At 62.6% G+C, this 18,166-nt stretch carries 20 protein-coding genes, 1 pseudogene and 1 riboswitch; of the genes and pseudogenes, 9 read left to right on the top strand and 12 right to left on the bottom strand.

The features are described 5' to 3' along the window. Positions 1-155: 155 nt before the first annotated feature. Positions 156-362, bottom strand: a complete 207-nt coding sequence (locus WA145_RS08845) for a hypothetical protein (protein ID WP_422581223.1) — start codon at positions 360-362, stop codon at positions 156-158. 269 nt (positions 363-631) lie between these two features. Here WA145_RS08845 and WA145_RS08840 point away from each other — a divergent pair, with 269 nt between their 5' ends. Then, positions 632-919 (top strand): hypothetical protein, encoded by a 288-nt coding sequence (locus tag WA145_RS08840; RefSeq protein ID WP_422581222.1) that lies wholly within the window; start codon positions 632-634, stop codon positions 917-919. A 63-nt stretch (positions 920-982) separates the two neighbouring features. On the opposite strand, the gene WA145_RS08835 is transcribed toward WA145_RS08840, so the two are convergent. After that, entirely contained in the window at positions 983-2,149 is a 1,167-nt protein-coding gene (locus tag WA145_RS08835; RefSeq protein WP_422581307.1) for a 1-acyl-sn-glycerol-3-phosphate acyltransferase, read from the bottom strand. A 128-nt stretch (positions 2,150-2,277) separates the two neighbouring features. Here WA145_RS08835 and WA145_RS08830 point away from each other — a divergent pair, with 128 nt between their 5' ends. The 3 genes from WA145_RS08830 (at position 2,278) to WA145_RS08820 (ending at position 3,420) form a co-directional block, all read left to right on the top strand. Further along, a complete protein-coding gene (locus tag WA145_RS08830) occupies positions 2,278-2,460 on the top strand; it encodes a CPXCG motif-containing cysteine-rich protein (protein ID WP_422581221.1) in 183 nt (60 codons plus the stop codon). Next, a complete protein-coding gene (locus WA145_RS08825) occupies positions 2,460-2,720 on the top strand; it encodes a DUF2007 domain-containing protein (RefSeq protein WP_422581220.1) in 261 nt (86 codons plus the stop codon). Before WA145_RS08830 ends, WA145_RS08825 begins: the two co-directional genes overlap by 1 nt. A gap of 82 nt (positions 2,721-2,802) precedes the next feature. After that, positions 2,803-3,420 carry an SOS response-associated peptidase gene (locus WA145_RS08820; RefSeq protein WP_422581219.1) on the top strand — a complete coding sequence of 206 codons (618 nt, stop codon included), beginning with the start codon at positions 2,803-2,805 and terminating at the stop codon, positions 3,418-3,420. Between the two features lie 60 nt (positions 3,421-3,480). Here WA145_RS08820 and WA145_RS08815 read toward each other — a convergent pair whose 3' ends face one another. Then, positions 3,481-4,323, bottom strand: coding sequence for a methyl-accepting chemotaxis protein (locus tag WA145_RS08815; protein ID WP_422581306.1), 843 nt, complete (start codon positions 4,321-4,323; stop codon positions 3,481-3,483). Between the two features lie 15 nt (positions 4,324-4,338). Continuing rightward, a pseudogene (locus tag WA145_RS08810) lies at positions 4,339-4,503 on the bottom strand (HAMP domain-containing protein); the annotation flags it as partial. Between the two features lie 1,565 nt (positions 4,504-6,068). On the opposite strand from WA145_RS08810, the gene WA145_RS08805 reads away from it, so the two are divergent. After that, on the top strand, positions 6,069-6,881 hold the full coding sequence (locus tag WA145_RS08805; protein WP_422581218.1) for a M48 family metallopeptidase: 813 nt from the start codon (positions 6,069-6,071) through the stop codon (positions 6,879-6,881). Positions 6,882-6,939: 58 nt separating this feature from the next. On the opposite strand, the gene WA145_RS08800 is transcribed toward WA145_RS08805, so the two are convergent. From WA145_RS08800 to WA145_RS08785, 4 genes are all read right to left on the bottom strand, one after another. After that, entirely contained in the window at positions 6,940-7,383 is a 444-nt protein-coding gene (locus WA145_RS08800) for a ketosteroid isomerase-related protein (protein WP_422581217.1), read from the bottom strand. Positions 7,384-7,488: 105 nt separating this feature from the next. Continuing rightward, positions 7,489-8,073 (bottom strand): TMEM165/GDT1 family protein, encoded by a 585-nt coding sequence (locus tag WA145_RS08795; RefSeq protein ID WP_422581216.1) that lies wholly within the window; start codon positions 8,071-8,073, stop codon positions 7,489-7,491. A 76-nt stretch (positions 8,074-8,149) separates the two neighbouring features. Then, positions 8,150-8,281, bottom strand: a riboswitch (yybP-ykoY riboswitch). 36 nt (positions 8,282-8,317) lie between these two features. After that, complete coding sequence (locus WA145_RS08790) at positions 8,318-9,316, bottom strand: methyltransferase (RefSeq protein WP_422581215.1); 999 nt, start codon at positions 9,314-9,316, stop codon at positions 8,318-8,320. Positions 9,317-9,351: 35 nt separating this feature from the next. Next, a complete protein-coding gene (locus tag WA145_RS08785) occupies positions 9,352-10,317 on the bottom strand; it encodes a 2-hydroxyacid dehydrogenase (protein ID WP_422581214.1) in 966 nt (321 codons plus the stop codon). 82 nt (positions 10,318-10,399) lie between these two features. Here WA145_RS08785 and WA145_RS08780 point away from each other — a divergent pair, with 82 nt between their 5' ends. Next, a complete protein-coding gene (locus WA145_RS08780; protein WP_422581213.1) occupies positions 10,400-11,029 on the top strand; it encodes a LysE family translocator in 630 nt (209 codons plus the stop codon). Between the two features lie 62 nt (positions 11,030-11,091). Here WA145_RS08780 and smpB read toward each other — a convergent pair whose 3' ends face one another. Next, positions 11,092-11,574, bottom strand: a complete 483-nt coding sequence (gene smpB / locus WA145_RS08775) for an SsrA-binding protein SmpB (RefSeq protein ID WP_422581212.1) — start codon at positions 11,572-11,574, stop codon at positions 11,092-11,094. 163 nt (positions 11,575-11,737) lie between these two features. Here smpB and WA145_RS08770 point away from each other — a divergent pair, with 163 nt between their 5' ends. The 3 genes from WA145_RS08770 to WA145_RS08760 are packed head-to-tail and all read left to right on the top strand — an operon-like array spanning position 11,738 to position 13,923. Continuing rightward, a complete protein-coding gene (locus tag WA145_RS08770; protein WP_422581211.1) occupies positions 11,738-13,141 on the top strand; it encodes a sodium-dependent transporter in 1,404 nt (467 codons plus the stop codon). 34 nt (positions 13,142-13,175) lie between these two features. Next, positions 13,176-13,610: a type II toxin-antitoxin system RatA family toxin gene (locus WA145_RS08765; protein WP_422581210.1), complete on the top strand. Its 435-nt coding sequence runs from the start codon at positions 13,176-13,178 to the stop codon at positions 13,608-13,610. Continuing rightward, on the top strand, positions 13,603-13,923 hold the full coding sequence (locus WA145_RS08760) for an RnfH family protein (RefSeq protein WP_422581209.1): 321 nt from the start codon (positions 13,603-13,605) through the stop codon (positions 13,921-13,923). Before WA145_RS08765 ends, WA145_RS08760 begins: the two co-directional genes overlap by 8 nt. A gap of 83 nt (positions 13,924-14,006) precedes the next feature. Here WA145_RS08760 and gcvT read toward each other — a convergent pair whose 3' ends face one another. From gcvT to glyA, 3 genes are all read right to left on the bottom strand, one after another. After that, the gene (gene gcvT, locus WA145_RS08755) at positions 14,007-15,131 is read right to left on the bottom strand and encodes a glycine cleavage system aminomethyltransferase GcvT (RefSeq protein WP_422581208.1); all 1,125 of its coding nucleotides are present in this window, start codon (positions 15,129-15,131) and stop codon (positions 14,007-14,009) included. A 132-nt stretch (positions 15,132-15,263) separates the two neighbouring features. Further along, positions 15,264-16,640: an L-serine ammonia-lyase gene (locus WA145_RS08750; RefSeq protein ID WP_422581207.1), complete on the bottom strand. Its 1,377-nt coding sequence runs from the start codon at positions 16,638-16,640 to the stop codon at positions 15,264-15,266. A 99-nt stretch (positions 16,641-16,739) separates the two neighbouring features. Next, entirely contained in the window at positions 16,740-17,993 is a 1,254-nt protein-coding gene (gene glyA, locus WA145_RS08745; RefSeq protein ID WP_422581206.1) for a serine hydroxymethyltransferase, read from the bottom strand. Positions 17,994-18,166 lie beyond the last annotated feature (173 nt).

Genomic DNA, 18,166 nt, shown 5'->3' with positions numbered 1-18,166 from the left:
GCCTGGCCTGCGGGGACAGAGAACAACAAGGCCCGCACTTAACCATGCGGGTCTGGTGTGCAGCTTGCCGGCAGGCCGCCAGGTTTTCTTCTGCCCACTATTGCTCGGGGCTTTTTTACATCGGTGTTTTGCTGCCTACGGCAAGCACCCTGGCTTCAGGCGGCTTCGCTGTAAAACTCGGGCAGGCTTATGCCGGTGCGCGTGTCTATGTCTGGCAGGGCGTAATGCTCATGGCCGCCCATGGCGCAGTAGACCAGCCAGTGGTCGTCCTGCACATTGAAAGACAGCCCGTCGATGACGGCATCCACGTCATCCAGCGAGTCGATCAGGTAGTCGCGGTCTTGCGGTTGGGCGTGCAGCATGCGGTATTCCTCCATGGATGTTTAAGACCTGTCGCCGTGCTTGAGCCTTTTGGGCCGCAGCATTGGGACGAGTGTTAGACCATAGCTCAGGTAGATGACAGTATTTAGACCACTTGGTCATAGCGACTGCGATTCGTCGGAATCGAACCGCGAGCGCGGCAACCTTAGGTAGACTCCGCGGCCGTATTTGGACTGCCCGATAGTGCATCGGGTGTGCTGCTAATCAGGCGCGGTGTTGATCGCCTGCCTTATAGACGTAGAGGTTGAGCATGTCGTTGCAAGCGCTTTGGTTGCTGATCGAAGGTCAGCCTGGGCAGTGGCTGAATGGACTGGCGCTGTTTTTTGCCCTGGCCGGTGCCTGGTTGCTGTTGGCCACCCGCATGCGTGAGCAACGTGCATCGGCGCGTCTGCTGGCCGGCAGTGAACTGAATGAGTTGGCGCAGGAGGCCTATGCCTGTGATGAGCCGACGCTGCGCCTGAACCAGTTTTTCTATCGGTTTGGCTACGCCTGCCTGGCGTCGGCCTTGCTGCTGTCCTGGTTTAGCACGCAGCTGTAACTCGATTTCTCGGCTAATAAAAACGGCAGCCAATGGCTGCCGTTTTTTCTGGCTGGGCTTTGCCTACAGCGGCAGGCCGGCCTTGATCCGGTACTGGTTACGCACCGGGTTGGCGTATTGCAGAATCAGGTAGGGCTGTTGCTCGCTCGGGCAGTTGGCCAGGCGCCGTTGCCACTCGCTCTTGGCGGCGCTGAGTTCTGCGGCGGGGAATAGCTCGGCGGCGCTGGGCACGGCCAGTTCCGGGTCGCGCTCAGTCCACATGGCATAGGCCAGGTAATGCACGGGAAACAGCCGATAGCCGCCGAGAATCTGCCGGTCCATTTCCGCTGCCAGCAGTTTGCTGTCTTCCAGGCCCTGGCTGACCGGCGCGCCGAAGTGTATGTGCACGCGGCCTTTATAGCCGGTGATGCCGAGGGCGATGCTCTGGTCATCCTCGCCGGCGGTCTTGGTGTAGCTGCCACTGCTGGCGCGGATAGACAGCTCTCGGGCCTTGGCCTGGTCGCAGGGGTCGTACTCGTAGCTGATCGATACCGGCGTCAGACGCAGGGCATTGATCACCTCGGCGAACGGCTCGCCCTTGCGGCTCATATGGAACATCTTGAGGATCGCCGAATCGGTACGGTCATCACCATCCTTGGCGCGGCCCTCGGCCTGGGCGATCCAGATCGACTCGCCATCAGTGCGGATCGAGTGATTGATATAGGCCGACAGCAATTGGTAAGCCGCCAGCTTCTCGCGCCGTCCGCTGATCGAACGGTGCACGATAAAGCTCTTGTTCAGGCGCATCAGGTCGCTGACAAAGGGCTTCTGCAGCAGGTTGTCGCCGATGGCGATACGCGGCGTTGGCAGACCGGCGTGGTACACCGCGTAGTTGACGAACGCCGGATCCATGACGATATCGCGGTGGTTGGCGAGGAACAGGTAGGCGTTGCCGGCCTGCAGGTGCTCGATACCGGAATAGCTCACACCATCGGTGGCCTGTTCGATGGTGCGGTCGACATAGCTCTCGATGCGCGTCTGCAATTGCGCCACCGAACTCACATCGCGAAACTCAAGACGCAGGCGATAGGCTATAAGTGGTTTAAGCAGCCAGCCTAAAGGTGCCGCCAGGCGCGGGAAGCGGAATTGAGTGAGGATGCCGAGAAACGCATCGTCGGCCAGCAGGCGCGCCAGCACGGCCGGGACTTCGGCGTCGGCGTAAGGTCGGATGGCATCGAATTCGCCCATCATGTTCTCTTGTTGTGGTTGGCTATGGATATACGTACTGCGCTGGTCGTCGCGCATGACAATGCTTATTGCGCGACCGCAGGGCCAGCTATAGACCGGCGATTATACGCCCAAGTCACAAGGAGACAGCGATGCTGGAAAGCCAGGACTACCAATGCCCCTATTGTGGTGAGCAGGTTGAAGCGCTGCTCGACCTGTCGGCCGGCGATCAGCAGTACATCGAAGACTGTCCGGTGTGCTGCCGGCCCATCGTGTTTTCGTTGCAGACCGATGGCGAGGACTGGCACCTGGACGTGCGCGGGGAGAATGACTGATGCAGCGAATCTACGAGCCGCAGGACCTGATGGAAGGCGAGCTGCTGCTGGGGATGCTCGCCAGCGAGGGGATCGACGCCTACCTCACCGGGCAACACCTGGCTGGCGCAGTGGGCGAGTTGCCTGCCTGCGGTCTGCTCGGGGTGATGGTTGAGGATGAACAGGCGCCCCGCGCACAACAGCTGATCGCCGCGTACAATGCTGCGCTGCCGCTGCCCGGTGATGAGCCGGAAAGCTTTCAAGGTTCGTTACTCTGCTAAATCTAGTCTGCTGGCGCACCTGATTTACTGCTTGCTGGCCGCCAGGTCGGTGCATTGACTGCTGAACGCTATCGAGTTGCCCATGTGTGGACGTTACGCCCTGTTCCGTTGGACGCCAGCATTTGCGGCAATCCCCGGTTTTCCTGCCGATCAGTTACCGCACTGGAGCATCTCGCCCAATAGCCAGGTGCTGCTACTGCGCAATATTGAGGGCGAGCGCCAGTTGACCCGTGCGCGTTGGGGGCTGACGCCGCCCTGGTTGACCGACCTGACCAAGACGCCCGCCCAGGCCCGTGCGGAAACCCTGGCCGAGCAGCCGATGTTTCGTGAGGCGTTTCGTCTGCGTCGCGGTCTGCTGCCGGCCAATGGCTTTTATGAGTGGCGCGGCACCGCGCGCAAACGCCCGTACTGGCTCACTGGCGAAACCACGCCGCTGTACTTCGCTGCTTTGTGGGAAGCCTACCCGGTTGCGGGGTGTGTCTACCTGAGTGCGGCGGTGGTGACTCAGGCGGCAGCCAGTCAGCGACGCCCGCTGATTCTCGATGAGGCCGGCCAGGCCGCCTGGTTGGCCGCCGATACCCCAGCAGCCGAGTTGCAGGCCTTGCTGGCGAGCCCGCCGCCGGCGCTGCGCGAGCGGGTGTTGGCCACGCTGATCAATGACCCCAAGCTCGATGCGCCCGAGTGCCTGACCCCGGCGTAGCCAACGCAATATAAAAAAGGGTGGACTGTACGGCAGTCCGCCCTTTTTATTGCAGCTTGATCAGACCTTGAACTGGTTGATCAGCCGGCGTTGCTGTTCGGCCAGCTTGGTCAGTTCGGCGCTGGCCTGGCTGGCTTCGTCGGCACCGCCGGCCACTTCATTGGCGACCTGGCCGATATTGGTGACGTTGCGGTTGATGTCTTCGGCCACCGCGCTTTGTTCTTCGGCGGCACTGGCGATCTGCGTGTTCATCTGATTGATCACCGAGACCGCCTGGGTGATCGACTCCAGCGCTGCGGCGGCCTGACTGGCCTGCTGCACGCTGATCTCGGTCTTGCCCTGACTGTCCTCCATGACCTTGACCACGTCGCGCGTGCCCTGTTGCAGCTGCTGGATCATGGCCTGGATTTCTTCGGTGGCCTTCTGGGTTTTCTGCGCCAGGTTGCGCACCTCATCGGCCACCACGGCAAAGCCACGGCCCTGTTCACCGGCGCGGGCGGCCTCGATGGCGGCGTTGAGCGCGAGCAGGTTGGTTTGCTCGGCAATCCCACGAATCGCCACCAGGATGGCGGTGATGTTCTCGCTGTCCTTGGCCAGCGTTTGCACCACGGTGACCGCGCGGCCAATTTCCTGCGCCAGGGCGGCAATTGCCTCGGCGGTGTGCTGCACGGTCTGTTTGCCCTGGTTGGCGGCGCGGTCGGCATGGTTGGCGGCCTCGGCGGCATGGGTGGCGTTGCGCGCCACGTCCTGGGCGGTGGCGGTCATTTCATGCACGGCAGTGGCGACCAGCTCGATCTCCGCCAGCTGTTTCTGCACGCCGGTGTTGGTGCGGATGGCGATGTCGGCGGTGTGTTCGGAGGAGTCGCTGACTTGCTGCACCGAGCTGACCACCTGGGTAATCATGCTTTGCAGCTTGCCGAGGAAGGTATTGAAGCCCTTGGCGATATCGCCCAGTTCGTCGCTGCGATCCACCTCCAGGCGGCGGGTTAAATCGCCATCACCCTGGGCGATATCGTCGAGCATGATCACCATCTGCCGCAGGGGGCGGGCGATGCCATAGCCGACGAACCAGATCAGCAGCATGCCAGCAGCGGCGACCAGAAGACCGACCAGGGCCATGCCCAGGGTGTCAGCCTCGGCCTGTTCGGTAAGACCGGTTTGCAGTTCTTGCAGGTCGGCGAATACCGCGCTGGTCGGCAAGACGATAGCCAGGGTCCAGCGTGTCGAGGTGCCAGCGACGTGGAAGGGCTGCAGCAATTGCAGCAGCTGGCGTTGCTCGTCGAGTTTGTTGATCGGCTGATTATTGCTGCTCTGCTTGAGTTGATTGAGCAGTTCGGCGTCGATGGCCTTGCTGGCTGGTTGGCCAATCAGGCTGGCATCCTGGGTCGCGGCAATCAGGTTGCCGTTGGCGGCGATCAGGGCAAGCTCGCCCGCGCCATCGTACAGTTCGCTTTTGGCGATATTCAGGCGCTCCTGGATAAAGTCCAGGGCCAGATCATTACCGGCAATGCCGCGGAACTGGCCATTGACCATGATCGGCGCATTGAAGGCGGCGACCAGCACCTGCTTGCCGCCAAAGTCGTAGGAGGCTGGATCAATCACGCAGGGCTTGCCGGTTTCCTTGGGGCACAGGTAATACTCGCCGGTGCGCACCCCGGTAGGCTGAACTTCCTCGCTTTCCATCTGCGCCACGGTCAGGGCGTCGAGCTTCAGTTGGTCGCCATCGCGGTACCACCAGGGCATAAAGCGTCCGGTCTGGTCATAGCCGTTTTCCTGCTGATTGACGTAGAGATCGTCGTTCTGATCGAAGGCGTTGGGTTCCCAGCCAATATAGAGGTCGAGCAGTTCCGGGTTGGCCTTGAGGTAGTCACCGACCAGTCTGCTCAGTTCCTCGCGGGTCAGGCTGATGCCGTTGCTGGCGTCAGTGCTGGCCATTTGGCTGTTGAGGGTGGCCAGGGTTTTTGCCACTGTCATGGGGTGTTCGAATTGGCGCTGCAGTTGGCCGACCTGGGCTTGGGCCAGGGCGCTCAGGCGCTGATCGATGACATCTTCCAGTAGACTTTGGGTGCGCTCTTGCACCTGGGCCTGGGTGCGTGCTCCGGCAAACAGGGCGTAGAGCACCAGGGCGACGACCACTGCGAGGATGCTGGCCCCCGCCATAAGTGCCACGGAGGACTGGATCGACTTGAATCGCATGGGGACTCCTCAAGGTGCTGGTTGCGCCTGTGTCTGGCTATCGGCCGTCTAGCGCCAAAGCATTAGCAGGCCGTTGAAAAACTACCGGCGTGGCCGATACGGCATGCCCGCTTCCCTCATCCGGCGCTTCGCACCACCTTCTCCCGGCGGGAGAAGGGCATAAGGAGGGCGTCGCTGCGCGACTTTCACGCTAAAAACGCTCATTTACAGCGCGTAAACTCCGCTTTTTACTCGCTTCGCTCACCCTGCGGGCCAGCCTTCGGCTGTTACTCCGCTGCGCTACGTTTTGCCTGTTTTTGCCTTGTCTCGGCTGCCTCGCCTACATTTTTCAACGGTCTGTTAGTGCTCTTGCAACTAGCAAAGAAGTTTGTGGGTCATAGCGCAAGTGGTGCAGGTTGTTTTGCCCAGATGCACGGCCTAGCATACGGTCCCTGTTGTGAAGGAGAGCTGACATGAATACCCCATTTCGGCTGGCCAGCCTGGCGCTCTGCGGCCTGCTGACGGCCTGCCAGGCGGTGAACACCACCAGTGGTGGCGCCGTAGGTGTTGAGCGCAAGCAGTACATGTTCAGCATGCTCTCGAGCCAAGAGGTCAATCAGATGTATGCGCAGTCTTATCAGCAGACCCTCGGCGAGGCGTCCAGCAAGGGCGTGCTGGATAGAACCAGCAATAACGCCAAGCGTCTGCGCGCGGTTGCCAATCGCCTGATCCCGCAGGCGCCATTGTTCCGCCCGGACGCGGCGCAGTGGCAGTGGGAGGTCAACCTGATCAAGAGCCCTGAGCTGAACGCCAACTGCGGCCCGGGCGGCAAGATCATTTTCTACAGTGGGATCATCGACAAGCTGAAGCTGACTGATGATGAGATCGCCGCGATCATGGGCCACGAAATGGCCCACGCCCTGCGCGAGCACAGCCGTGAGGCGATGTCCAAGGCCTATGGTGTGCAAATGGCCAAACAGGGCGCGGGCGCCTTGCTCGGCCTGGGTTCTGGCGGCATGGCCATGGCCGATGCGGCGGTGCAGTACGGCATGACTCTGCCCAACAGCCGTGGCAATGAGAACGAGGCCGATCTGATTGGTCTGGAACTGGCGGCCCGGGGTGGCTACAACCCTAATGCCGCAATTAGCCTGTGGCAGAAAATGGCCGCCGCCAGCGCAGGTGCGCCGCCTGAGTTTATGAGCACGCACCCCTCGTCGAGCAGCCGTATTAGTGCCTTGCAGGCGGCAATTCCGAAAGTGATGCCGTTGTACGAACAGGCCCGCTAAAACCCGCGCACAGCAAAAAGCCGCCTGAGTAGGCGGCTTTTTGCTGTGCGCTAGTTATTCAAGGCAACGCCTTGGCGGCAAAGGGTTGGGTGGCCAGGCCCAGTTGCGCGCGGAAGCTTTCCATGTCGAACATAGTGCAGATTTCCTGGATTTCATTGCTCGGGGTAAGGGTCCAGAAGGCCATGGCCGAGATGCTCAGCACCTTGTCGCTGGGCGGGTAGCCGAGCGCAGGCTTCTGGATGGTGCCGATCAGGGTGCTCCAGGTGACCACCTTGTTGTCCTCGGCGATGCATTCCTCGATCACCACCTGCAGGTCCGGCATGGCATGGCGGATGTCCTGCACCATCTGGGCAAAGGCCAGGCTGCTCAGCGGCCTGCCGATAAACGAGCTCTTGTAGAGAAAGTCTTTGCTGTGCAGTTGCTCGGCCAGTGCAGTACGGCCTTTATTCCACGACAGGTCGATATGCTGGCGTACCAGTTTTTTTCGATTATCCAGTGACATAGGTGTCTCCCTGACGGCTGAGTGGGCAGGATGTTGCGCACTGTAGCAGCCGTCTGGAAGCTGGGGTATTGGCCGAAACGCCAGCGTCCTGGCGTCAACCTGATGTCAAATCAGCCCGCTGAATTTCAGCGCCTGATACCCCGCATACACGGCCAATGCGGCAAAGGCGCAAGCGGCCATGCGGCGAATCAGGGTCAGGGGCAGGCGTTCGGCGGCAAAGTTACCGGCTAGCACCACCGGCACGTTGGCGATCAGCATGCCCAGGGTGGTGCCGATCACCACCAGGATAAAGTGTGGGTATTGCGCGGCCAGCATCACCGTGGCGACCTGGGTCTTGTCGCCCATTTCCGCGAGGAAGAAGGCGATCAGGGTGGTCAGGAACGGCCCGTAGCGCTTGAACTTGGAGCTTTCACCGTCATCCAGTTTGTCGGGGATCAATGTCCACAGCGCTACCGCAACAAAACTGGCGGCGAGCGTCCAGCTCAGGGTGGCGGGGGAGAAGAAGCTGGCCACCCAGTTGCCAATCGCGCCGGCAGCGAAATGGTTGGCCAGGGTGGCGACCACGATGCCGCAGATGATCGGCCGGGGCTGGCGAAAACGTGCAGCCAAGAGCAAGGCGAGCAGCTGCGTCTTGTCGCCGATTTCGGCCAAGGCCACGATAAAGGTTGGAACAAACAGGGATTCGAGCATCAGCCTTTCCTAAAGGGGCGGGTCGACATGGCTATGACACGTACAGCCTTCCCGCCCCGGGTAAGGTGTGCGTGTCATAGGTCTGGTCAAACCGCAGGCCCCGCTGAGTGGGCCTTGGGTCGCACGCGCCATGCTCTGCTGAGCAAGTATGTTGACGCGTGCCGGGCGAGCTGGCGCTCGCGGGAGACTACTCCCCTAGGACGCGCGCATTCTGCCCGCGCATCCCTGATAGGGCAAGCCCCGTTCAGCCTTTGCGGGCGCGGTAGATGCGAAAGCCCTTGGCGTCGGCCAGGGTCTCGCAGGGGCCGAGGTGCTGTTCGATCAGCGGTGGATATTTGAGAAAGCTGTTGGCCACCAGGCGCAGTTCGCCTTGGCTGGCCAGGTGCTGGCTGGCTTGGCGCAGCAGGTGTTCGGTGGCCTGGTAGTGGGTGTGCACGCCCTGGTGAAAGGGCGGATTGCTGAGGATCGCACTCAGCCCTCTGGGCGCGGCATCGATGCCGTCACCATTGATCACGTCAGCTTGCAAGCCGTTGGCGGCCAGGGTCAGGCGGCTGCTTTCGACGGCGAAGGCGTCGACATCCAGCAGGGTGATCTGGCTGTCCGGGTAGCGGCGCTTCAGCGCCGCGCCGAGTACCCCGGCTCCGCAGCCAAAATCCAGGATATGCCCGCTGGGCAAGCCGTCGAGGTGCTCAAGCAGCAGCGCGCTGCCAAGGTCCAGGCGGCCATGGCTGAAGACGCCCGGCAGGCTGAGTACCTGCAGCGGTCCGTCGGCAAGGGCCAGTTCATAGCGTTGCGCCAGGCTGTGCAGGTCCGGTGTGGCGGGGGCGTGCTCAACCCGTACCTGCCAGAGCTGGCAGTGGCGCGCGCTGTCGAGCTTGCGCGCCTGGCCAAAGCTCGCCAGCTGCTTGGCGGCGCGTTCAATGCCGGCGCGTTTTTCACCCACCAGAAACAGCTCGCGGCCGCCCAGGCGCGCCGCCAGGGCATTGAGCAGGTAGTCGGTCAGCTCGCGGGATTTCGGCAGAAACAGCACCGCGGCCTGAAACTCATGCGCGGGCGGGCTGACGCCGAAGTGGCAGCGCTCGGCAAAACGCGCATCGAGCAGCGTGTGCTCGCCGGCATGCCAGCTCCAGCCATTGGCCTCGGGGAATTGACCGAGCAGGTCATCCGCCGGCAAGCCGGCCAGTAGCAGCGGGCCGCTGAACAGATCGGCCTGGCGCAGCAGTACTTCGCTTCGCGGGTCCATAAGCGCTCCTTGAAAAAAGTCGCGTAGCTTAGCGCTTAGCTGACAACGCGCACAGGCGCGCCGTTGAAGAAGGCCAAGGCGTTTTCACTGAGTTGGCCGACGATACGTTGCCGCGCTTCGCGGCTGCCCCAGGCGCTGTGCGGGGTGATGATCAGGCGCGGAATATCGGCAGCGAGCAAGGGGTTGCCGTCTTTCGGCGGCTCCTGGGTCAGCACATCGGTTGCCGCGCCGCCCAGGTGGCCGGCGCGCAGGGCGTCGGCCAAGGCCTGTTCGTTGATCAGGCCGCCGCGGGCGGTATTGATCAGAAAAGCCGTGGGCTTCATCAGGCGCAGTTCGCGGGCGCCGATCAGGTTCAGGGTGTCGCTGTTTAGCGGGCAGTGCAAGGTCAGCGCATCGACCTGGGGCAGCAGTTCATCCAGTGGTAGGCGGTCGGCACGGGTTGGTCGGCCGGGTAGCTGGCCGAGCAGCACACGCATGCCAAAGGCTTCGGCCAGGCTGGCGACTGCGCCGCCCAACTCGCCATGGCCAAGCAGGCCGAGGGTCTTGCCGTGCAATTCGATGATCGGGTAGTCGAGCAGGCAGAACTGCTGCGCCTGTTGCCAGCGGCCGGCGCGCACGTCGCGTTGGTAGTCGGGCAGGCGCGTGGCCAGCGCGAGTAGCAGCATCAGCGTGTGTTGTGCCACCGATGGCGTGCCGTAGCCCTGGCAGTTACTGACCACCACGCCATGGGTGCGGGCGGCAGCCAGGTCAATCGGGTTGGTGCCGGTGGCCGCAACCAGGATGAGCTTCAGCTGCGGGCAGGCGGCGAACACCTCGGCATTTAGCGGCACCTTGTTGCTAATGGCCACCTGTGCGCCCTGCAAGCGTTCGATGGTTTGCGCCTGGGTGCTGTGCGGGTACAGCTGCAGGTCGGCAAAGCAGGCGCTCAGGCTGGACAGATCGAGGTCGCCCAGGTCGAGTGAGTTGTGGTCGAGAAAGACGGCGCGGTGACTGTTACTCATCAGCTGTATCTATCCTGCGGGTTTGGGCGGGGAGTATGGTGGCGAGCCTAACAGAATCGTTTCGACGTCGCGGAGCCGCCCCATGTACTGGACCGAGTTTTTAGCTGTGGCGCTGATCCACTTGCTGGCCGTGGCCAGCCCCGGCCCGGATTTTGCGATTGTGGTGCGCGAGAGTGTGGCGCACGGGCGGCGTGCCGGGATCTTCAGCGCGATTGGGGTGGGCTGCGGGATTTTTATCCATGTGGCCTATTCGCTGCTAGGTATCGGCTTGATCGTGTCGCAGTCGATTGTGCTGTTCAACGCGCTGAAATGGTTGGCGGCGGCTTACTTGTTGTATATCGGCATTCGGGCGCTGCGTGCCAAGCCGGCAAGCCCGCGTGACGCCGAGTTGAGCCTGGCTGAAGGTCCGCGTTCGTCGCGTGCGGCCTTTGCCGCCGGGTTTGTCACCAATGGCCTGAATCCCAAGGCCACGCTGTTCTTCCTGTCGCTGTTTACCGTGGTGATCAACCCGCATACGCCGCTGCCGATTCAGGCGGGCTATGGGGTTTATCTGGCGGTGGCCACGGCGCTGTGGTTCTGCATGGTCGCGCAGCTGTTCAGCCACCAGCGGGTGCGTGCCGGCTTCGCGCGCATGGGCCACTGGTTTGATCGCTTGATGGGCGCGGTGCTGGTGGGGCTCGGGGTGAAGTTGGCCTTCAGCGAGTTGCGCTAAGCCAAGCGCTGTAATGAAAACGCCCCGTATCAGCGGGGCTTTTTTGCTAGTGCAGAGCCGATTTACTCGTCTTTGCCTTTGCTGCGCATCGCCCGCTGCACTTCGCGGTCGGCGTCGCGTTCTTTCTCGGTGTGGCGCTTGTCGAAGTCCTTCTTGCCCTTGGCCAGGGCGATCTCGCACTTGATCAGGTGCGCCTTCCAGTAAAGCGACATGGCCACGCAGGCATAGCCTTTCTGCTGCACGGCGCCGAACAGCTTGTCCAGCTCGCGCTTGTTCAGCAGCAGCTTGCGGGTGCGCGTCGGGTCGGCGATCACGTGGGTACTGGCCGCTGTCAGCGGGGTGATGTGGCAGCCCATCAGCCAGGCTTCGTCGTTTTTCAGCAGCACGTAGCTGTCGACCAATTGGGCCTTGCCGGCGCGCAGACTCTTCACTTCCCAGCCGGACAGGACCAGGCCAGCCTCGAACCTGGATTCGACGAAGTAGTCGTGCATCGCCTTCTTGTTTTGCGCGATGGTGCCTTGCGGGTGTTTCTTTTGTTTAGCCATAGGGCGCGCATTATAGGGAGTCACTGGCGCCGGCGCTATGTGTGCGGCAGGGCAAAATCAGCTTTGCCAGGCGCCGGGTGCTGCGCGGCGTCGGCTGCGCTTGAGCCGCCCTGGCGAATCCCCGACAATGCGCGATCTTTTTAATAGAACGGGCTAGCCGAGCATGGCGAACGATAAGGTTTCGATACACGGCGCCTGGGCCAGTCGTTGGGTGTTTATTCTGGCGGCGACCGGCTCGGCCGTCGGCCTGGGTAATATCTGGAAGTTCCCCTATATGACCGGCATGTACGGCGGCGGGGCGTTCGTGATGATGTACCTGGTGTGCATCTTTATGGTCGGTCTGCCGATCATGCTGGCGGAAACCCTGATCGGTCGGCGTGGCCGGCAGAGCCCGGTGAATACCCTGAAGACCCTGGCCATCGAATCAGGCGCTTCGCCGAAATGGTCCTGGGCGGCGTTGGTGGGGATGGTTGCCGCCCTGCTGATTCTGTCGTTCTACAGCGTGGTGGCCGGCTGGTCGCTGGATTACATCCTCAGCATGGGTGGCGGCCAGTTTGCCGGCGTCAGCGCCGAGGGCGCTGGGGCCGCGTTTGGCGCGCTGACGGCCGATCCCTGGCGGCTGACCCTGTGGCATACGCTGTTTATGCTGCTGACCGGCTTTGTTATCGCCCGTGGCGTGGTGGCCGGGCTTGAGCGCAGCCTGCGGATCATGATGCCGCTGCTGTTTGTGCTGCTGCTGGTGCTGCTGGGTTACAGCATGACCACTGGCTATTTTATGCAGGGCTTCCACTTTCTCTTCGATTTCCAGCCGGATCGCGTGCTTGATGGCGTGCTGGCGGCCATGGGCCATGCCTTCTTTACCCTGAGTGTCGGCGTGGGTTCGATCATGGTCTACGGTTCGTATATGCCGAAGAACGCCTCGATTGGCGGCACCATTCTCACCGTCGGTATTCTCGATACCCTGGTGGCGCTGACGGCCGGTATGGCGCTGTTTCCCATCGTCTTTGCCGGCGGTTTGGAGCCAGGCGCCGGGCCGGGGCTGATGTTTGTCACCCTGCCGGTGGCGTTCGGCAATATCGCCTTTGGCCAGGTGATGGGCACGCTGTTCTTTATCCTGGTGCTGATCGCGGCCTGGACTTCGTCGATCTCCATGCTGGAGCCGGCGGTGGCCTATCTGGTCGAGCGCACCAAGCGCAGCCGGGTGCTGGTGACCAGTGTGCTGGCGTTGCTCTGCTGGGTGGTCGGCATGGGCACGGTGCTGTCCTTCAATCTCGGGGCTGAGGCGAAGTTCTTTGTCTTCGGCGAGGATGGTTTCCACCTGTTCCAGTGGGGCGCCGAGGGTGGGCGGAATTTCTTCGACAGCATTGATTACCTGACCAGTCGCATTCTGTTGCCGTTCGGCGGCCTGGCGTTCGCCCTATTCGCCGGCTGGGTGCTCAAGCGTGAGGCGGTGCGTGAAGAGCTGGCGCTGCAAAGCCCGCTGCTGTTCAACCTGGTGTACTGGCTGATCCGTGTGGTCGCGCCGATTGGCGTGCTGATCGTGTTTATCGCAGAGCTGAGCAAATGATCGCCGGCCTCCTGTTTAGCCAAGTGGTTGGGTTATGAGTACGCATATCCAGCGTTCGGCGCTGTTGCCTTATCCGGCGCGGGCGCTGTTTGATCTGGTCAATGATGTGGCCAGTTACCCGCAGTTTCTGCCCTGGTGTTCGGCCAGCGAAGTGCTTGAGGCCAGCGACACGCATATGCGCGCCAGCCTGGTGGTGGCCAAGGGCGGCTTGAGCCAGCGCTTTGTCACGGCCAATACCCTGGTGCCGGGCGAGTTGATCAAGCTGAGCCTGGTCGAGGGGCCGTTCACCCAGCTGTATGGGCATTGGGAGTTCAAGGCGTTGGGCGACAAGGCCTGCAAGATCAGCCTCGATCTGACTTTCGACTACGCCGGGCCACTGGTGCGGGCAACGCTTGGACCATTGTTCAACCAAGCCACCAATACCCTGGTCGACGCTTTCTGCCAAAGGGCCAAGCAACTCTATGGATAAGCCAAACATCGTAGTTGAGGTGGTCTATGCCCTGGCCGACAAGCAGAAGCTGCTGCGTCTGAGCCTGCCTTATGGCACGACCGTGCGGCAGGCGGCGTTGCAGTCCGGGATGCAGGCGCACTTTGCCGATCTGGACCTGCACAACAGCCCACTGGGAATCTTCGGCAAGGCGGTGAGCAAGCCCGATGAGCGCGTGCTGGAAGATGGTGAGCGGGTAGAGATCTACCGACCGCTGATCGCCGACCCAAAGGAAGTGCGCAAGCAGCGTGCGGCCAAAGCGGCGCAAGCCAAGGCCGAGGATGCTGGGCAATAAGCGTTGATGCTTGGCCCCAGGCTCGGCATAGCCGTACGGATAGCACTGCGCCAGCCGGGTGGCCGGCGCAGTGCGGCTAGCGGTTAACCGCGGTAGTAGCGCTGCGGCACAAACGGGGTCTTGGCCACTTTCATCGCTACGCGCTTGCCGCGCACCAGGGCCCATACCTCGGTATCCAGGGCGATATGGCTGCTCTGCAGATAACCCATGGCCACCGGGGCGGCCAGGGTCGGGCCGAAGCCGCCGCTGCATACGCTGCCGATCACGTTGCCGTCGGCATCGACGATTTCCGCACCTTCACGCACCGGTACCCGCTCCTGCGGCAGCAGGCCGACGCGCTTGCTGGCCACACCTTCTTGCTGTTGAGCGAAGATCCGCGCTGCACCGGGGAAACCGCCGGCACGGGCGCCATCGGCGCGGCGCGGTTTGGACATGGCCCACAGCAGGCTGGCTTCGATCGGCGTGGTGGCGGTGCTCATGTCGTGGCCATACAGGCATAGACCGGCTTCCAGGCGCAGCGAATCGCGTGCGCCGAGGCCAATGGCCGCCACTTCCGGTTCGGACAGCAGGCTGCGCGCCAGGGTTTCGGCGTGCTCGGCCGGCAGCGAGATTTCGAAACCGTCTTCACCGGTGTAGCCGGAGCGGCTGACGTAGCAGTCGACGCCGAGCAGACGCACTGGGGCGAACTGCATAAAGGTCATCTTCGCCACCTCGGGCGCCAGGCGTGCCAGCACCTCGAAGGCTTGCGGGCCTTGCAATGCGAGCAGCGCGCGAGCTTCGAACAGGCTTTCGATTTGGCACTGGCTGCCAATATGCTTGTGCAGGTGGGCCAGGTCCTGCTCCTTGCAGGCGGCGTTGACCACTAGGAACAGCGTGTCGTTACCCAGGTTGGCGACCATCAGGTCGTCGAGGATGCCGCCGTTGTCATCGGTGAACATGGCGTAACGCTGCATGCCCACGGGCAGGTCGATGATATCCACCGGCACCAGGCTTTCCAGCGCCTTGGCAGCCTCTGCGCCGCGCAGGACGATCTGGCCCATATGCGAGACGTCGAACAGGCCGGCGGCTTCGCGGCAGTGCAGGTGTTCTTTCATCACGCCGAGCGGGTACTGCACCGGCATGTCATAGCCGGCGAACGGCACCATGCGCGCACCGAGTTCGAGATGCAGGGCGTGTAGCGGGGTTTTCGCCAGGGTTTCAGTGGTCATGCGGTTCTCCATTGATATCGTGGGTGGGGCGAATTTCGACCCCTCTCCCTAGCCCTCTCCCCAGAGGGGTGAGGGGATGGTTTCAGTGTTGTGGCTGAGGGCGGCGGAAATCCGCGAGCTCGCAATCGGCGATCAGCATTCGATAATATTGACCGCCAGGCCGCCGCGGGCGGTTTCCTTGTACTTGTTGTTCATGTCGGCACCGGTCTGGCGCATGGTGCGGATGACTTTATCCAGCGAAACGAAGTGCTGGCCGTCGCCGCGCAGGGCCATGCGTGCGGCGTTGATCGCCTTGACCGAACCCATGGCGTTGCGTTCGATGCAGGGCACCTGAACCAGGCCGCCAATCGGGTCGCAGGTCAGGCCGAGGTTGTGTTCCATGCCGATCTCGGCGGCGTTCTCCACCTGGTTGACGCTGCCGCCCATGACCTCGCACAGCGCGCCGGCAGCCATCGAACAGGCCACACCAACCTCGCCCTGGCAACCGACTTCGGCACCGGAAATCGAGGCGTTTTCCTTGTAGAGGATGCCGATGGCGGCAGCGGTGAGCAGAAAGCGCACCACGCCGTCGTCGTTGGCTCCGGGGATAAAGCGGCTGTAGTAGTGCAGCACCGCCGGCACTATGCCGGCCGCGCCATTGGTGGGCGCGGTGACCACGCGGCCGCCGCTGGCGTTTTCCTCGTTGACCGCCAGGGCATAGAGGTTGACCCAGTCGAGCACGCTCAAGGCGTCGCGCAGGCTGGCTTCCGGGTGCTTGCACAGCTGGCGGTGCAGATCGGCGGCGCGGCGTTTGACCTTGAGCCCGCCGGGCATGATGCCCTCGTTGCGGCAACCGGCTTCGACGCAATCCTGCATCACCTGCCAGATATGCAACAGGCGCGCGCGGGTCTCGGCCTCCGGTCGCCAGGCGGCCTCGTTGGCCAGCATCACCTGGCTGATCGACAGCTGGTGTTCGGCGCAGTGCGCCAGCAGCTGCTTGCCGGTGGTAAAGGGGTATTGCAGCACGGTGCGATCTTCGACGATGCGGTCGGCTCCAGCGGCCTGTTCATCGACCACAAAACCGCCACCCACCGAGTAGTACTCGCGCGAACGAATCTGCAAACCGGCGGCGTCGAAGGCGCGAAAGATCATGCCGTTGGGGTGAAAGGCCAGCGGTTTGCGGATCATCGCCAGGTGCTGCTTCTCGACAAAACGGATGGCTTTCTCGCCGAGCAGCTTGAGCTCAAAGCTGCTGCGAATGGCCGCCAGACGGGCGTCGACGCTGCTGGTGTCAACCGTGTCCGGCTGTTCGCCTTCCAGGCCGAGCAGCACCGCTTTATCGCTGCCGTGGCCCTTGCCGGTGGCGCCGAGGGAACCGTACAGCTCCACCTTCACCGAGTCGGTGGCCGTCAGTAGATCATCGCGGCGCAGCCCCTCGGCAAAGCGCAGGGCGGCCAGCATGGGGCCCACCGTATGCGAACTGGACGGGCCGATGCCGATCTTGAAGAGGTCAAAAACGCTAAGTGACATGCTTGCTCCGACTGCGTGTTTTGCTGCCGCCCTTGTGGGGCGGCGATGATGCGACGCGCTGGGTAACCGCGCCGCGAGTGGCAAAAACTGCGTACCGTTCTAGTCAGCGTAGACCGGGAAGCTGGCGCACAGGTCGGCGACCTGACCGCGAACCTGTGCGATCACTTCGGCGTCATCCAGCTTATCGAGGATGTCGCAGATCCAGCCGGCCAGGGTGCGGCACTCGCCCTGCTTAAAGCCGCGGGTGGTGACGGCCGGGGTGCCGATGCGGATGCCGGAGGTGACAAAGGGCGACTGCGGGTCATTCGGCACGGCGTTCTTGTTCACCGTGATATGTGCCGCACCGAGGGCCGCGTCGGCGGCCTTGCCGGTGAGGCCCTGCTTGATCAGGCTGACCAGCATCAGGTGGTTGTCGGTGCCGCCGGAGACCACGTCATAGCCGCGCGCAACAAACACCTCGGCCATGGCCTGGGCGTTGTCGATCACCTGTTGCTGATAGGCCTTGAAGCCCGGCTCCAGGGCTTCCTTGAAGCACACCGCCTTAGCCGCGATCACATGCATCAGCGGGCCGCCCTGGCTGCCGGGGAACACCGCCGAGTTAAGCTTTTTCTCGATCTCCTCGTTCTTGCGCGCGAGGATCAAACCGCCACGGGGGCCGCGCAGGGTCTTGTGGGTGGTGGTGGTGACCACATCGGCAAAGGGCAGCGGGTTGGGATAAAGACCCGCCGCGACTAAACCGGCGACGTGGGCCATATCGACAAACAGGTAGGCCCCGACCTTGTCGGCAATTTCACGGAAGCGGGCGAAGTCCAGGGTGCGTGAGTAGGCACTGAAGCCTGCGACAATCATCTTCGGCTTGTGCTCAAGCGCCAGGCGCTCGACCTCGGCGTAATCGATCAGGCCGTTCGCGTCGATGCCGTACTGCACCGCGTTATACAGCTTGCCGGAGGACGACACCTTGGCGCCGTGGGTCAGGTGGCCGCCGTGGGCCAGGCTCATGCCGAGGATGGTATCGCCGGCATTGAGCAAGGCCAGGTACACCGCGCTGTTGGCGGAAGAACCGGAGTGCGGCTGCACGTTAGCGTAGTCGGCACCGAACAACTGCTTGGCGCGCTCGATGGCCAGGGCCTCGACCACATCGACATGCTCGCAGCCGCCGTAGTAGCGCTTGCCCGGATAGCCTTCGGCGTACTTGTTGGTCAGGCCGCTGCCTTGGGCCTGCATGACGCGCTGGCTGCAGTAGTTTTCCGAGGCAATCAGCTCGATATGGTCTTCCTGGCGCTGCTCTTCGGCGTTGATCGCGGCGAGCAGGGCGTCGTCGTAGCCTTGCAGTTGGTCGTGCTTGCTAAACATGGTGAGGCCCTCTTTATTTTTATAGGGATGCAACTAACCCGCCTCGGCTGGAGGTGAGTCGAAATTCTTGGGTAAACAGAGCCGTAGGATGGGTTGAGCGCAGCGATACCCATCATCAGCACCGCGCGCCCCTTGATGGGTTACGCGGTGCGCAGAGCGGGTGTCAGCAATGC

Origin of the sequence: Pseudomonas sp. (assembly GCF_049301935.1) — a bacterium.
In the GTDB taxonomy this organism is placed as follows: Bacteria; Pseudomonadota; Gammaproteobacteria; order Pseudomonadales; family Pseudomonadaceae; genus Aquipseudomonas.
Note: the sequence above shows the minus strand (reverse complement) of the source record. Positions and strands in the feature narration are given on the sequence as shown.